This is a genomic window from Mesorhizobium sp. Pch-S (genome assembly GCF_004136315.1).
Classification (GTDB): domain Bacteria; phylum Pseudomonadota; class Alphaproteobacteria; order Rhizobiales; family Rhizobiaceae; genus Mesorhizobium.
Genome location: NZ_CP029562.1, coordinates 6,064,333 through 6,080,024 on the forward strand (window position 1 = coordinate 6,064,333; position 15,692 = coordinate 6,080,024).

Here is a 15,692-nt window from a genome sequence, read left to right on the forward strand (position 1 = left end):
CCATGTGAGATCGCAGGACTCGAGATGCTTAAATCCAAGCACCAAGTCCTCCGTGAACGCCATATCGTTTCAATCGGACTGTTCTGCGGCGGAATCAATACCTTCAAGGGTATCGACTACTACCTTGAGAAATTCGGGTTCCAGCTGAAAGACGTCGAGAAGATCGACTATCGCTATGGAAGCTGGCCTGGCCGGATCAGAGCCAAGCTCAAAGATGGCTCCGAGCGCGAGGTTGCACGTATCACGGGAAACTCCCGCTGGAACATTCTACGTTATGTCATCGCTTTCCAGGGGTATTGGATGCTGCCCCGGTGCCGCATCTGCCCGGATCAAATTTCCGATTTTGCCGATATCGCTGTTGGCGACCCCCACCTGCCCCGCTTCAGGGCGAAGGGAGGCAAGGGCTTCTCGGCAGTAATAACGCGAACCAAACGCGGCGAAGAGTTAGTGGCTCAGGCTGTCGCCGCCGGCCGGATGTGTGAGGAACTGATCTCACGAGACGAGGTCATACATTCACAAGGCTATACGCTCGACAATCGACGCCACGCCAAGGTGTATGCGAAGGTCGGGAAGTTCTTCGGTTTCCAACCGCCAGAAATGACCACCTATCCCGATCTTGAGGCAACCGAGGCTTCGCGCCACTATCGATATGCGATTGTCGACATGGCTAAGTTGCGGTTGCCGAAGAACCGGTTTGTTCGAGCGTTCTATCTGCCTTGGCAGGTATTCGAATATCTCTTCATCACCTTTGCCCCGTCGCTGATTGGAAAGCGCTTAGCAAAGCTCTTGCGCAATGATACCGGCTGATGACCTTCTCGCTGTCCTACTATCACAAGCTGATCGTCAATCTCCGGAGTGCCGGAAGAACGTTCTCGACTGTGGTTGCGGCCACTGAGAAGTCGGGGGCTGAAGTCGGTCGGCTTTGCATTTTGCGCCATGACGTGGATCGCATTCCGCGACGATCATTGGCGATGTCAAAGATCGAAAACCAACTCGGTGTTAAAGCCACCTACTATTTCCGTTGTTCGAAAGATGGCCGATTTCCCACGGACTATGTCGAGCAGATAGCGGCGCTTGGGCATGAAGTCGGTTATCACTTCGAGACCCTTTCCCAATTTCAGGGAAACTCCACAAAAGCAGTTGAAGCGTTCGAACGGAACTTGGCCCATTTCCGATCCATCGCTCCTTGCAAAAGCGTAAGCATGCACGGGGCACCACTGACACGGCACAATAATCAGGATCTGGCTAAGTTCGTGAACTTCGCAGGTCTTGGGTTGATAGACGCTGTATACGATCTGGCGAGCCTCTATCCGCTATACTTTACCGACACCGGAGGCGCTTGGAACGTCTCTGGGCACAGAAACCGTCGCGACATCGTCGGTGAACTAGCTAGGTCTGTGCCCGACTTCCTCAGGGCTTCGGAACTTGCCGCATACAGCACGGACTTCCCTCGCCCGCTGTACTTCAACACTCATCCGGAACGATGGCCTCAGTCCGGCGCGGGAAGCATCCAAGTCGGCGTAACAGACACTCTTACGAACATCGCCAAACTGGTCGTCAGGTCCGTAATGTGAGTGGGATGGGCAAATCCATCGACGATTCGCATCGATCCGTGGTGTCCCGTGCGCTGGAGTGGCTGACCCCTGTTTGGATTGTTGCGTCCATTGTTGCCATTGCGTGGCAGGTTTCGAAGCATTGGGGCGAGATCATCTCGCAACCGCTGCGCCTGGACCTCTTGTCTATTTCGCTGATCGCGACACTCGGTGCGAAGTTCTTTTCCGCTTTGCAGGTTAGACGATCCCTCCGGCAATCCGGTGCCGAGGTTCCGGAAAAGGCCTCTTTCTATGCATACAGCATGGCCGATTTGGCCAAGTACCTGCCGGGAGGCATTTGGGGATTTGTGGGCAGAATTGCCCTCTATCGAAAGCTCCGCCTCGATCGAGCCTGCATAACACGATCGCTCATCATCGAGCAGGTTTGGCTGATAGGCGGATCAATCGCGATTGGTTGCCTCCTGTTGGCGGTTACAGACGTGGCATGGCAGTTCCGCGCCGCTGCCATCGCCCCCGCGATTGCATGGATTGTCGCCCTGGTCGTCACTCGTCGCTTCGCTACTGCTGCAACAGGCTCGTCAGTGAAGCTGATCGAATTACTGTTCCTGCAGGCGGGGCTTTGGGGACTGGCGGCCGTTGGCTTCGGAGTGCTTCTTCCATATGATGTGCTCAAATCGGGAGCTGCATTCTCCCTCGCTTTTGCCGCCGGCCTGATGGTGCCTTTTGCTCCAAGCGGTATTGGTGTACGCGAACTTGTGGTTGGAACTTTGCTGACCCCCAGCATACCGTTAGGGGATGTCGTACGAGCACTTATTCTGAGCCGGGCAGTGTGGATCGTCGCAGACTTACTGTTCGCGCTAGTTGTGCTGCTGTCTTGCCAGAAATCATGGGCGGAACAGGTTGAGGTGACAACGCCGCGATGATGGCTGTTCTCTATGTCGTCCAGTTTCTCTTGGTTTGTCTTGCACTCGCAGCATCGGCTCGACAATTCAGCAGATGCGTTGGAGTGCGATCCGCACCTTGGGCCATGTTTAGCATCGCCCTGACACCACATATCCTTGCACTGCTCACTCTAGCACTTGCAGCCGCATGGCCTGGTGCACCGCGAATAGCGTTCCTGTTGGTGCCTGCAGCTCTCGGAACTATTATCCTCGTCATCGTCCGTTCTGGCTTAGATGACCTCCATAGCGCAGCGGTCTCGATGGCACGCAACACGAAACCTTTCCCGCTTCTATTATCCATCGCAGCCGCATGCGTGTCGTTGCTTCTTATCGTCTCAATTTTCAACGCAATCAAAGCGCCGATCATTGGGCACGACGCCTTGATCTATTTGAATGAAGCAAAAGCATTTGCAGAGAACAGAGATCTGAAAGGAATTCCTGGGTTCGAGGAAGGTATTGGAGAGGTCGTAAAAGCGCATCCCCATCAATTTCTGTGGCAAGCCTTCATATCTCAGGCCCTGATGGCAACCGATGGTTCCCTTGGCTACCCGAACGACGTCGTAGCACGTGGCGCGATTCTGATCACGCTTCCGTTGATGGTTATAGCAGTTACCGCACTTGCCTGCTCGGTAACATCGGGGTGGCCAGCCCTTCTAGCAATACCACTAGTCTTGCTCACCCAGCAGATCAGATACATTCCCGCCGCCGGCAGTATCGACGCATTTCGGATCATCCCATTTATCGGGGTGATGTGTCTCGCACTGGGGGTAGTCGGGCGGAAAGAACGCCTGACCCCCGCCTTTTTCGTGAGTTTGGTAGTGCTATCCACCCTCACCTCAGTCTCTCACACGATAAACGTCGTCTTCCTAGCACTCTTGTTTGCCAGTCTTGTTCCCCTCGCACCGTTCACTCGAATTACCTGGCCCAACATCGTTCTTGTGGAAATTGCTGCAGTGATCTCCGCGCTTCCCAGCTTGGCATATTTCGCGGAAAATTGGTTCAGATACGGCAGCCCGTTTGGGCTCGGCTTCGACTACTATTTCTACCGCAATTCGCCGCTCTGGGCCGTATTCTCCGAACAAGATGCCTGGACAATCCATCGAAACCCAATCCAGGCACTCGTGGCCTTCGCAACTCTGCAAGGTCAGATCCTCACCTACGTCGCCATTTCGGCAGCGGCCATAATACTTGCGTTTTGCAGGAAGCATGCACCCGAACTGGCGCTGATTGCCGGCGTATTCCTATTACTTGTTTTCATCCCGCTTATCTCATTGGGAGAAGAAGTAACTCTGCAAGGAGCACTGCTCAGCAATCCGCGGTATGGCCTGTTGGTGTTTTCTTTGGCGCCCGCCCTGCTGACTGGAACTATCGGGATATTGCTGCACAAGTTCGCCGAAGCATTCCCTGAGGCTACGCCAATTCAAAAAGCGGGCTCCTTCGGCATTGCGGTTGTCATTTCACTATATGCCGCCAAAGTCGTTTTGTACTGGGCATTAAACACGCCGGAAAGCGCGATGGCCTACCTGAACGAAAGCGAACTCAAAGTTGCGTCTATTTCCGATCAGCTACCTGCCGGTGCCAACTGGCTCACTGACCGATACTCCGTCGCATACTACTCGGATCGCATCCCTATTAAGATCACTAGCAAATTGGGGGAACCATTTATCCGTGCAAAATCAACGGAGGAAATAGACCGTCTCCTTGAAGATATGAAGATCGAAATGGTTGCGCTCTACACGCCAGAATGGTGGGACGGTACACCGCTCTACCAAAACCTGACACATCGTGACGGTGTAGAAATCATCCAGACCAAATACTGGCGGATTTTCATCATTCGAAAGAAACAAAAAGGCTGACGCGAAAACGCTCAGAGCAACATAGGCTCGCCCCCTCAAAACGCGTTTCGTCTTGCTACGAGGACAGGGCCACTTGACTAACTTGCAGCGCTGATCCCAGTGGCGCCCGATTCGCTCCTTCGCGGGAAACTCCACACGGTCCACATTCCCCAGTACAAAAGGCCCAAAGAGGATAAATCGCCGGCCTTCATATGGTGAAGCAGAATCATGCAAAGCACAGAACCCAGACCGAGAGCAACCTGTGCTCGTCGAAGGTTTCGAAACTGCGCTGCATAATAAGCTGACCCCACCATCATAAACATGAACAGAAGGGTGGCAATCACACCTACCTCGGCCCAAATCTCGAGCGCCACATTGTGAGGATAAAGCAGTTTCGGGTTTCTCAGCGCGACGGCACCAAGGCCCGACGCGCGCGGATCCCCATTTTCGGTGCTCAATCTGGCTGCGTCCTTTGAATCCGCTTCCTGCCCCCCGTCTAAAGCGTCAGATGCTGCAGCAATTCGCGACTCGACAGCTTGGGAACCTATTCCGCCCATGAGTTCCGACCAATAGATCGTGTGAGCTGGGTTCAGTACGCCAAAGATAAAGATCCCCGCCGCGATGGCGAATGTCGGCAGAATCCTAATTTTCGCGGTACGCCGAATATTGAAAATGATCGCCCAAACGCAGGCAGCAATGAGAATCGTTGCGGTAAACACAACGTCAGCTCGCTGATTGACTACAAAAATGCACGTGAAGAAGAAGGCGCAAATCACCGCAATAAGGGAATTTCGGCGCCAATCGTCGGTTACAAATCCGAGGGGCGCCAAAGCCGCAACAGCGTAGATTATCCCGTGCCCCACCACTGAATAACCGCGGTTGCGGTCAGCGAGATAACTCCATGCCAAATCGAGATCGTCGGTAAAAATGTATTTGCTGTCCGAAATCAGACGCGCCGCGGCAATCGCACCAATAACGACAAATCCGACAAGAGCCCCACGACTATAATTCAAGGTCAGGTTTCGACTGAACAGCGCAGCCGCGAAAACAACAGCAAGCGCCGGAATTGCGTTCACCAGGATGACAACCAACTTTGCGCGATAGTACGTTACCGGTGCAGAAATCCAGTTATGAATGTTCGTTGCATATTCCCATTGGGGAGGGCTCGCTGCTAGTATAATAAACACCAGCAAAAGCACCGCGCATGCAGAAAACAATGTCGCACGCTTCGTCGGGCGTGCCCAACGCTTCATTTCACAAAGCGCCAAAACCAGCGTTATGAGCAAGCAAACTATGGCAATGTAGCGTCCTGAGGTACCGCCAACGCGGCCAAGAAATGGAGCCAAGACAGTCGCACTCGAAGCGACGCCAACGACAAACTGAAGCAACGTGCTTCTCCCTAGTTGAATCCCCTCATGCCCCCAAATGCAACCCCGTGCCGCAAAAACATCACATAAGACACGCGCGGCTGCATTGTTCAGAGCCGTGCCATTGTCGTTGTGACTTTTGTGTTCCTCTCAAAGCAAAAACAGAAGCAACGCCAGCTGGATTTATCAAAAAAACTATTGGCGTAGGGAAAGCACCTTATTTGCGATATCGCATCGCCATCTTGCTAGATGGCCCCAAGCGAGCGCATAACAGCACTATGTGTCGAGAACAAGCAACTAGTACCTCACAACGAACAGTGCTCGGCCAGATCCAACAAATGCCTTGTGATTGAAATCGACCACGGTCGACCGTCGCACTGAAGACGAACGGTCGCTTTTTTGCGACGGCTTGGTGTACTATGGCTGTCGCCGCTTGCCATCTACGACTAGCAGGACACTAGCGTCGAGTGCAGCGACCGCATTGCTCAATCCCACCTGAGAATCAGGCATCCGATCCAGTCGGTTGAGGGTCGCCCACCGAAACTCATTGTTGGAGGTGGCCGCTTCAATCTGCTTGGTCTCCACAGCTGTGAGTTTGGTGGACAGCACTATCGTTGCCGTAGCCGCTTCCGAGGCCGAAGACTCCGCGCTCGATACCACAGCCTTGGCCGCCACGATCCGGCTCGTCAGGTCGAACTCTATGCGATCGATCGAGCCGCCCGCCGGCTGGAATTTGGAAGACGCGGTCCCCCTCAAGGTCGTCTATGCGCGCCAAATCTAGCGAAGTGTGGGGGCGCCAGGCTGTGCGAGAGAATTTCGCAGGTAATCTTTCTTTTCGTATCGCTGGACGTCCAAAGCTAGCGGGTAAGTGAATCCGACATGGTTCATTGCTTCCCGCAATAGCCATCAACGATCGTGTCGCCTAGCCGGATTCTGGGAAGAGACGAAGTCGATAACTCTACCTCCCGAAGAAATGTGTGAAGAAGCGCGTATGGTCAGTAGGGGTGAGAACCCTTCCCTACGATGTGTTAGGCACGCCTCTTCCGAACTTATCACGTCCTTGACCCTTCCAGTTGCAGTGCCCGTGGTGAGAGCAAACTGGATTTGTGCTAGGCTAGCCCTTTGATGCCACCAGCTCGCTCTGAGTTGCAAGCTACACGCCTTGTCAATCTTTACTACTCAAGGCATTGGATGCTGGCAGAGCCTTGTGGCTGCGCATGGAGAGAGTTTCGTTGCTCAATATTCACATCTATCCGAGTTCGATGACTCATGAGAGCCGCCTGTTTCGAGAGACTGCAGTCATCGAACAGATGAACGGCTTTAGTGAAATCGAAATTGTTGGCGTTCGAGCTACCGGGCTTCCAAATCAGGAACAAATTAGCCCAACGCGGCGAATTGTCCGACTTGGACCGCAAAAATGGGACGGTCAAGCGAAAGCGATTAGCTATGCACTGTGGATGCTCAATGCCATCTGGTATTGTTGTTTCGTCCGTAGGCCGCAGTTCATAAACTGCCACAGCCTGACAACTTTACCCATTGGCGTGCTGGCAAAGCTTTTTGCCGGATCGACGGTTATTTACGACGCTCACGAGCTGGAAACCGAAACCAACGGTCTCCAAGGCTTCCGCCAGGCACTTAGCCGATGGCTAGAACGCGCACTTATCCGCTTCTGCGACCACAGCATTTTCGTCAGTAAGTCGATCCAAGAATGGTACGTGAACGCATACGGTCTAACCGATACAAGCGTCATCTATAACGTGCCGGCCGTCGCTTCCGCCATTGGCAAGGGAACGGCTCTGCGTGACCAACTCGATATCCCCGCAGAAACAAAGATCTTCCTTTACTTGGGAGCGCTTGCTCCAGGCCGCGGAATCCTGTCAATCTTGGAAGCATTTAAGCGGATGCCTGAATTTTCCGTAGTCTTCATGGGAACCGGCTCGCTAGAAAATCAGATTAAGGATGCAGCGAAATCGCTTCCCAATGTTCACTACGTATCTCCGGTGCTTCCGGCAGATGTCGTCGAAACTGCATCGTCTGCCGATTTCGGTATTTCCATGATTGAACCGACTTCATTGAGCTATAAGTTCGCGATGCCTAACAAGCTGTTCGAGTATCTCGCCGCAGGCTTGCCTGTCCTGGCATCGCCGATCCCCGAACAAGAAGCTCTTGTTAGGGAGCACGGCGTTGGGGTCGTTACCGCCGGGCTATCGGCAGATGACATCTATGTCGCTGCTCAAGATATCGCCACCCAAGGCGACATACTTAGGGGCGGAATTTCGTCCGCTCTGGCTGCCTATAGCTGGAAAAATCAGTCGATGGATATCCAGCTGATCTATAATCGCTTCAACGTTCGGTCATTTCCTGGATACATGAGGCAGGGATTGGGGCCGAAGTAGTTTCTTCGTCAGATTTCCTTGATCCCGACGCTGTAGTGCAGCCTTGCCAAAGCGCCTGCTCTGAAATTTATGCTGTCGCATCCCAGTTGGTAATAGCATGTCGTTCGACCGAGAAGTACGAAGACGACGAAGGCAAAGAAAGCCACGGAACGGCAACGCGACGGTCTGCAAGGAAGCGCAAAGCCGAAGGCAGATCGTTTTGTTGGAATCGAAGATCGACGGTATCCACGGCATGGCCGACCGGATCAGTAAGAGCCAGGTCGCCGTTGATCTTACGCGCAGGTGCATCAAGCGGTCGATCATTGCCCAAGATAAAACCGGGGTCTACATCGCCCACCATTCCGCATTCTCGGATAGCGACCTCTCAGAACATCCCTGGATTTCGGTCCCTCTTCTCACGGCAATTCGAAGCGTGACCGAACAAGCGGCAATCCAGCCTTGGACCGCTGCTTCTAGCTAACCGGCCCCCGCACTGCAGCAACCGCCTCCAGGGCCTGACGCAGGCGGTCATCGCGGCCGTAGACATCGTCGAAAAACTCGACCTTTCCAGACATGTCCGGCCAGGCGGTGAAATAGGCGACATAAACTGGAATCTTGCGGCTCACCTTTTCGGATGAATGTCCCTTGGCCAGCTTGCCGGCGACATAATCGACCGAGGTTCCCAGGACAGCGGCAGCCATGCCGCGAGGGTCCTGCAGGCGCACGCAGCCATGGCTCAGAGCCCGGTTGTCGCGCTGAAAGAATGCCTTCTGCGGTGTGTCGTGCATGTAGATGGCATGTTTGTTAGGGAACAGTATCTTCAATTCGCCCAGCGAATTGGCCTCGCTTGGCTGCTGACGGACATTGAACGGTATCTTTGACCCATATGCACCCCAGTCGACCGAGGATGACGGGATACGCTTGCCGCGCGAATCCGAGACCTCATATCCTGCACGGTCGAGATAACCGGGATCGCGCCGCAGCCGCGGCAGCATCTCATTGACCAGAATCGACTGCGGCACCCCCCAGTAAGGATTGTAGTCGACCTGCTCGATCTCGTCGTAGAAGAAACTGGTCTGGTTGGCGACCTTGCCGATGACGGTCCGCGTCTTCAGCTTCTCCTGGCCGCCCTCGATATAGCTGGCGCTGAAGGCGGGCTGGTTGATGAAGACGCGCGGGTCTCCGAGTTCGGACGGATGCCAGCGCAGTTCCTCGAGCGCATATTGCACCTTGGCGACGCGATCCGCCTTCGAGGTGCCGGCAAGAGCCGCAACGGTGCGCGGTCCAATGACGCCGTCATCCTTCTGTCCGGCTTTCTTCTGCGCCGCCTTGATCACCGGCACCAGTTCCTGAACGTAGGTCTCGCTGGTAACGAGCCGTGCTAGCACCTCGCCATAATCGCCACCCATCTCATCATCGAGATCACGCGCGATCAGCGACAGCAGCTTGGGCAATTCCGGGCTTGTTTCGCCAGGTTTCAATTTCAGTTTGGAATCGACGACGATCTCGTTTTCCTCGCTTGCCTTGAGCGCTTCCAGTTCAACGCGCAGCGCCTGATATTCCGCATTCTGCGGATGGCGCGACTCCAGATAGGTGCCGACCTCCTGCGTGCGGGCAAGCGTCTTGAGTGCGCCCTCCCGATCGAGGGGCTTTGCCGGGAAATCGTAATAGCCGGAGATGCGGTTCGGATCGATGCGGCCATCCTGGGCGTCGTCGATGTAGCGCAGCACGCGTGCCGACAGGGCCATCTCGAAGCGGATCATCTCCTTCGCACGCGCCGCGGGGTCGGTAGAGGCGGAGACCGGCACATCGACCAGATAGTCCTGCGGCGCCAGACCATAGGTCGCGGCATCACCCAGTACACGCATCGCCTGCCTGGCCCGTTCGTTGGGCTCGGTGTTGGTCACCCAGATGAAATCGGGATTGGCGGCATAGTAGGCAGTCAGTGCCTTGGCGTTCGCCGCTTCTGCGCGCAAATCATAGTCAGCCAGCCCGCCGAGCGCCTCATGGAAGGCATCTCCGGCCTTTGCCGGTTCAAAAGCAGCGTTCTGCGGAGCTGCCGACAAAGCCGAGAAATCAACCTTCACCAGCGGGTCGGCTTTATAGGTGTTGTAGGTCGGCCCCGTGATCTTGGCGATGGCAGCCGCCTTGCGCGCACTGGGGGGCGGGGGAAATTCACCACGTCGCTGAGCAGGACGCCTGTAAGGATCGCCATACTCACCGTCTCGCATCGATGGCGGTCCGCGGCGCACGTCGCCGCCAAAGAGCATATCAAACAGGCCCTCGGCATTGGCATGAGGAGATCCCAGCAGCATCGCAGCCAGTGCTGCAAGCGGCAGCAATGCGGATCTCTTCACAAACAACTTCATGGATCACCCTCTCCGACCCGTCATCGGGCTCCAAATTCCGCCGCAGAGGCTCTGATCTTCCGCATGGCGTTGCATGACAGGATCATAGCGTTTCACGCGCATTTGTTTAAGCCTTCGTTAAACAAGCCAGCGTCGGCTGATCACTTCCACGAACGCAGTGTGGCGGCACGGAAACGGTCCGCACCGCCACACTGGCGAAAATCGACGGGAACCGGCGGCGTCAGGTGTTGGCGCCGCCGTCGATGGTGAACGCGGAACCAGTAACGAATCGGCTCTCCGGTCCGGCAAGCCAGGCGACGAGGCTGGCGATTTCTGACGCATCACCGAAACGTGGCGTCGCCATCTTCTGGCGCTGGTGTTCAGCATGCGGCCCGTCGGCTGGATTCATGTCCGTGTTGGTCGAGCCTGGATTGACTATGTTGGCGGTGATGCCGCGCGCACCCAAGTCGCGCGCCAAAGCCTTGGTCAAGCCAACCAGGCCAGCCTTGCTGGCGGAATAGGCAGCCAGCCCCTGATCAGTAATGCGGTCGGCGAGGTTGCTCGAGATCGAGATGATCGAACCACCCTCTCCCATCAGAGCGGCTGCTGCCTTCGATGCCACGAACGGCGCCCGAAGATTGACCTCGATCGACTCGTCGAAGTCGGCAAGCGACAGACTGTCCACCGGCTCCGCACGCCATATGCCGGCGCTGTTGACCAGAATGTCCAGCCGCCCCAACACTTCGGCCGCCTCCTTCACGGATCGCTCGACGGCATCGGCATCGCGATTGTCGGCCTTGATCGCAACAGCCCTGCGACCGCTGGCCTTGATTTCCGCCACGACCGACTCAGCCTTTTCGGAACCATTCACATAGGTGATTGCAACATCTGCACCCTCGGCAGCCAGACGACGGGCAATGGCGGCACCAATGCCTCGGCTACCGCCCGTCACCAGAGCCGCCTTGCCCTGCAATTTGATGGAAGTCATCGATGTTTCCTTTCTGTATCGATCGATACAGAAATATCTGACAAGGTTGCGGAAGGTCGTCAAGTCATTTATGTATTGATCGATACAGAAATGGAAATGCCATGGCGGATCGTGGACGTCCACGCAGCTTTGACCGTACCGAAGCCCTCGAAAGGGCGATGCAGGTTTTCTGGAAAAGAGGCTATGAAGGCTCCTCGCTGAACGATCTTACGGCGGCAATGGGGATAGGTTGTCCCAGCCTCTATGCAGCCTTTGGCAGCAAGGAAGGCCTGTTCCTCGAAGTCATTGCCCACTACGGCAAGGTTGTCGGCAAGGAGATCTGGGACGCAATCGAGATCGCTCCGACGGCATATGCAGCGATGCGGGATTTTCTTGATGCTACGGTTGAAGCTTATTCCAGGACAGATTCCCCACAAGGCTGCCTGATCGCACTGGCCGCATTGCACCAGGATTCAAGCTCGGGCGCCATCTGCAGCGAGTTGCGCCGCCGGCGCGCGGAAAATATCGACGCGTTGCGCCGCCGGTTCCGGCGTAGCGTGGAAGAGGCCGACCTGCCCACCGGTTTCGACTGCGATGCGGCCGCCCTGTTCTACGCCACGGCCCAGCACGGCATGTCGATCATCGCGCGCGACGGCGCTTCGCGGGAGGCATTGGCCGCGGTCGCAGACGGCGCCATGGCCGCCTTCCAACCGCTGGTGGACAAGGCCAACGCCAAAGCGCCGCATGGCTCGTGACAAAGCCGTTATGGTGTGATGGAAATCCGGCAAGGATGCCATTGCATCGAGGTCTTGCGGAGGACAGCGTGAAAAGAGGGTTTCGCCAGATGCTGGACGAGGCCAATGCCGAGATCGAGGCGGTTTCGCCTGATGAGGCGGCGGCGTTGCTGGAGGACGACGGCACGATCTTCGTCGACCTGCGCGATCCCCGCGAGGTCGAGCAGAGCGGACGCATACCTGGTGCCAAGCACTGCCCTCGCGGCATGCTGGAATTCTGGATCGATCCGGACAGCCCGTATCACAAGGCCTATTTCGCTTCGGGAAAGAGCTTTGTCTTCTTCTGCGCCGGCGGCTGGCGCTCTGCGCTTGCCACCAAGACCGCGCAGGATATGGGCCTGACCCCAGTCAAACATATCCTCGGCGGCTTCACGGCCTGGAAGGATGCAGGGCTGCCGATCGAAACGCCCGAAGGCAAGAAGTAGACGAGCGCAGCTTCCTCAGTGCACCAGTTCTGGCCGGGTGCGTTCCGCGGCGAAGGCGACCGCTTTCTCGACGATACCAGGATCTGCCAGGATGCGGCGGTGACCGAGGCCATTTGCCCAATGCAGGCGAACATGGTCGCCGGCACTTGCGTAGAGGTCGGCATGTCGCGCTGACACTTCCTTGTCGTCAGGTGCATGGATGACGAGGGTCGGAACCGGAACATCGGCAAGTTGGCGACCACCCTGGAATTCCTTGAGCGGGCGTCCGGAAAGCTGCTCCACCCGCCCCGCCATCGCAGTCTGTGAACGCGGACCGACATTGAGCAGACGGCTGAACTCGGCGAAGAGATCCGGTATCGAACTTGGAGCCGCGATTAGCACCAGCTTCTCCGTGTTGACCGGCAGATATCCTTTCACCGACCCGACTGCGGCGTTGGTCGCAACGGCGCCACCGAAGGAGTGGCCGACGGTGGCAACGAAAGGGCCAAACCAATCACCGGCAAGCCGCGCCGCCTCGACAGCGTTGACCATATTGAGGCGGCGTCCGGACGAAGCACCATGACCAGGCAGATCGAGCGACACCACTCTATAGCCGTCTTCGAGAAACCCCTGGATCAGCGAGCGCATGTATTCCGTGCGCGAGCGCCAGCCATGAATAGCGAGAATCGTACCGCGCGATCCCCTGCCTGGGTCCGGACGGAATTCGTGCACGACCACGCATCCCGCCTTTGTCTTCAACCGATGATGACGCGCTCCGGCCATGAAATCGGCGGCACGGTCGATGGCACGGCGCTCACCATCACTCGCCTTGTTGACATTGGGCGTGCGACAGAACACTTCGAACGCGGCGCGGCCTGCCAAGCCAGGGGCGATGCGCTCGCCGAAACCAAACAGGCCGCGGATGACCTTCAAACCAAATGATGCCATAGTGGCGATCCAACAGAATAGTTCAACCATGAACATGTTAGTTCAAGAATGAACAAAAAACAAGACTTGCCTTGGGACAATCCGCGATTCCGCAACTGGATCGCGCTCGTGCGCGCCGAAAAGGCCGTGGTGGCGGCGCTGAGCAAGGCGCTGCAGCCTCTCGACCTGAAGATCGCGCAGTTGGACATGCTGATGAATCTCTATCGGCATCCCGGCATGTCGCAGCATGATCTCGCCCGCAGGCTGCTGGTGGGGCGATCCAACATCACGATGCTGTTGCCGCAACTAGAGACCCGTGGCTTGGTCACGCGCGAGAATGATGCCAAGGACAAGCGTGTGATGCGCCTCACCCTCACCGAAAGCGGTGAAGGCCTGCTGATGGAGGCGTTGCGGGTCTACACGACGCTGATCGAACGCGTGATGGCGCAGTCGACGCCGGCCGAATGCGATCGCATGGGTGCGATGATGCTCCGCATCACCGAAGCCATGAAGATCGAATAGCGTCCGCCGTTATTGCGGCTGGACTTGACGGTCTTTGCCCGACCTTCACCACATCGACTTCTTCGCCCGTTCGGGCCAATCCTTGTCGTAGGCGGTACCGTCGATGCTTTTGCGGCTCGTGATCTCCAGCATCTGCCCGGGCGTCGGCAGGCTCTTGGGATCGACATGCTTGTCCGCGTTCCACAGGTCGGAGCGATGGATGGCGCGGGCGCACTGGAAATAGACCGTCTCGACCGCCATGACCGTGACCGAGCGCGCCGGCTTTCCCTCCATGGTGAAGGAAGCACACAATTCGGCGTCCGTGGAAATGACGGCTGTACCGTTAACCCGCAAGGTTGTTCCCGAGCCTGGTACAAGGAAAAGCAGCGCGACGCGCGGATCCCGGATGATGTTTCGCAACGAATCGGCGCGGTTGTTGCCGCGGCGATCGGGCATCATCAGCGTCTTCGAATCATGAAGGCGTACAAAGCCCGCCAGATCACCGCGCGGTGAGCAATCCAGTCCCTCCGGCCCTGATGTGGCGAGAGCCACGAAAGGCGATGCTTCGATGAAGGCAGCGTATTCAGGAATGACGTGATCGAGCTCCTTGACCAGCGAGGCTTCGCCGGGGAGCCCATAAAGTGCCTCCAACTGCTCAACGGTCTCTATGATCGACATCGTCCTTGCTCCGTGAACCCTGCGGCTATAGCGCCCGCATGACAGTTTGACGACAGGTTCGGCTAGCGGTCCCTGTTCAATCCCTTCGTCGCCAGTTCATCGAGATATCCCTGCCAGCGGCTTTCTTTTTCGTGGCCGAGTGTGTGCAGGTAGGTCCAGGTGAAAATACCGGTGTCGTGGAAGTCGTCAAACGTGATGCGGACCGCATAGTTGCCCACCGGTTCGATCTTGAGGATGGCGACCTCGCGCTTGCCGGGTACTGTTACGCGTTGCTCAGGCGCATGGCCCTGCACTTCTGCCGAGGGTGAAAGTACACGCAACAATTCCGCCGGCAGTTCGAATGGCCGATGATCGGGAAATGTCACAGTCAGCAATTTCCGGTCCTTGGAGACCCGAAGTTCCTTCGGAGCAGTCATGGGTGTCCCTCTTGGATTGGCATCCGACTACGCCTGTTCGGCGGCGTTGGGAAGACCACACTTCGGGCGCCCCTTGGCCCAGTGTCCTGAATCAGGAGATTTCCTTGCCGATGGGAATGAAGCCCGACTTTTTCGTGCTGCGGATCACCACGAGCGTTACGAAAGTCCGTACCCGCTCGTCGCTGGCGAACAGGCGGTGTACCAGGTTGTCGTAGCTTTCCATGTCGCGCGCCACGATCTTCACCGCAAAGTCGTATTCTCCGGTGATCTGCCAGCCTTCGATCACCTGTGGCTCGGCCTCGAGCTTGCGCAGCAGTTCATGGATGGTGCGCGAACCTTCCCGCTCGAGTGTCACCAGAACGATCATCGCAAGCGGCCATCCCAGTGTGCGGGGTGCAACGACCGCCACTTCACGCTGGATTGCACCACTCTCACGCAGGTGCCGAATACGTCGATAGCACGCAGGAGCTGAGAGGCCGACACGCTCGGCCAGTACCGGGACGGGAACCCGCGCGTCGATCTGCAACTGCTCGAGAATCCGTCTGTCGGCTTGATCAAGCACGATGCTTTGCGTCATCGACAATCT

At 56.7% G+C, this 15,692-nt stretch carries 11 protein-coding genes; 4 read left to right on the forward strand and 7 right to left on the reverse strand.

What is annotated here, in order from left to right; genetic code table 11:
* The first annotated feature begins 6,928 nt into the window (after nucleotides 1-6,928).
* Complete coding sequence (locus C1M53_RS28600) at nucleotides 6,929-8,092, forward strand: glycosyltransferase (RefSeq protein ID WP_165358268.1); 1,164 nt, start codon at nucleotides 6,929-6,931, stop codon at nucleotides 8,090-8,092.
* A 67-nt stretch (nucleotides 8,093-8,159) separates the two neighbouring features.
* Here C1M53_RS28600 and C1M53_RS28605 read toward each other — a convergent pair whose 3' ends face one another.
* The 3 genes from C1M53_RS28605 to C1M53_RS28615 all read right to left on the reverse strand — a co-directional run bounded on the left by C1M53_RS28605 (nucleotide 8,160) and on the right by C1M53_RS28615 (nucleotide 11,407).
* On the reverse strand, nucleotides 8,160-8,432 hold the full coding sequence (locus C1M53_RS28605) for a hypothetical protein (protein WP_129415456.1): 273 nt from the start codon (nucleotides 8,430-8,432) through the stop codon (nucleotides 8,160-8,162).
* A 112-nt stretch (nucleotides 8,433-8,544) separates the two neighbouring features.
* Nucleotides 8,545-10,440 (reverse strand): murein L,D-transpeptidase, encoded by a 1,896-nt coding sequence (locus C1M53_RS28610; protein ID WP_129415457.1) that lies wholly within the window; start codon nucleotides 10,438-10,440, stop codon nucleotides 8,545-8,547.
* A 220-nt stretch (nucleotides 10,441-10,660) separates the two neighbouring features.
* A complete protein-coding gene (locus tag C1M53_RS28615; protein WP_129415458.1) occupies nucleotides 10,661-11,407 on the reverse strand; it encodes a 3-oxoacyl-ACP reductase family protein in 747 nt (248 codons plus the stop codon).
* A 101-nt stretch (nucleotides 11,408-11,508) separates the two neighbouring features.
* Here C1M53_RS28615 and C1M53_RS28620 point away from each other — a divergent pair, with 101 nt between their 5' ends.
* Together C1M53_RS28620 and C1M53_RS28625 are read left to right on the forward strand one after the other, a co-directional pair.
* Nucleotides 11,509-12,141, forward strand: coding sequence for a TetR/AcrR family transcriptional regulator (locus C1M53_RS28620; protein WP_129415459.1), 633 nt, complete (start codon nucleotides 11,509-11,511; stop codon nucleotides 12,139-12,141).
* 68 nt (nucleotides 12,142-12,209) lie between these two features.
* Nucleotides 12,210-12,605: a rhodanese-like domain-containing protein gene (locus C1M53_RS28625; protein ID WP_129415460.1), complete on the forward strand. Its 396-nt coding sequence runs from the start codon at nucleotides 12,210-12,212 to the stop codon at nucleotides 12,603-12,605.
* 15 nt (nucleotides 12,606-12,620) lie between these two features.
* Here C1M53_RS28625 and C1M53_RS28630 read toward each other — a convergent pair whose 3' ends face one another.
* Complete coding sequence (locus C1M53_RS28630; protein WP_129415461.1) at nucleotides 12,621-13,532, reverse strand: alpha/beta fold hydrolase; 912 nt, start codon at nucleotides 13,530-13,532, stop codon at nucleotides 12,621-12,623.
* A gap of 48 nt (nucleotides 13,533-13,580) precedes the next feature.
* On the opposite strand from C1M53_RS28630, the gene C1M53_RS28635 reads away from it, so the two are divergent.
* Nucleotides 13,581-14,033, forward strand: coding sequence for a MarR family transcriptional regulator (locus tag C1M53_RS28635; protein WP_129415462.1), 453 nt, complete (start codon nucleotides 13,581-13,583; stop codon nucleotides 14,031-14,033).
* A gap of 45 nt (nucleotides 14,034-14,078) precedes the next feature.
* Here the strand turns inward: C1M53_RS28635 and C1M53_RS28640 are convergent, their stop codons facing one another.
* The 3 genes from C1M53_RS28640 to C1M53_RS28650 form a co-directional block, all read right to left on the reverse strand.
* Nucleotides 14,079-14,690, reverse strand: a complete 612-nt coding sequence (locus C1M53_RS28640) for a pyridoxamine 5'-phosphate oxidase family protein (protein WP_129415463.1) — start codon at nucleotides 14,688-14,690, stop codon at nucleotides 14,079-14,081.
* A gap of 62 nt (nucleotides 14,691-14,752) precedes the next feature.
* Nucleotides 14,753-15,106 carry a DUF971 domain-containing protein gene (locus tag C1M53_RS28645; RefSeq protein WP_129415464.1) on the reverse strand — a complete coding sequence of 118 codons (354 nt, stop codon included), beginning with the start codon at nucleotides 15,104-15,106 and terminating at the stop codon, nucleotides 14,753-14,755.
* A gap of 91 nt (nucleotides 15,107-15,197) precedes the next feature.
* On the reverse strand, nucleotides 15,198-15,683 hold the full coding sequence (locus C1M53_RS28650) for an Lrp/AsnC family transcriptional regulator (RefSeq protein WP_207213049.1): 486 nt from the start codon (nucleotides 15,681-15,683) through the stop codon (nucleotides 15,198-15,200).
* Nucleotides 15,684-15,692 lie beyond the last annotated feature (9 nt).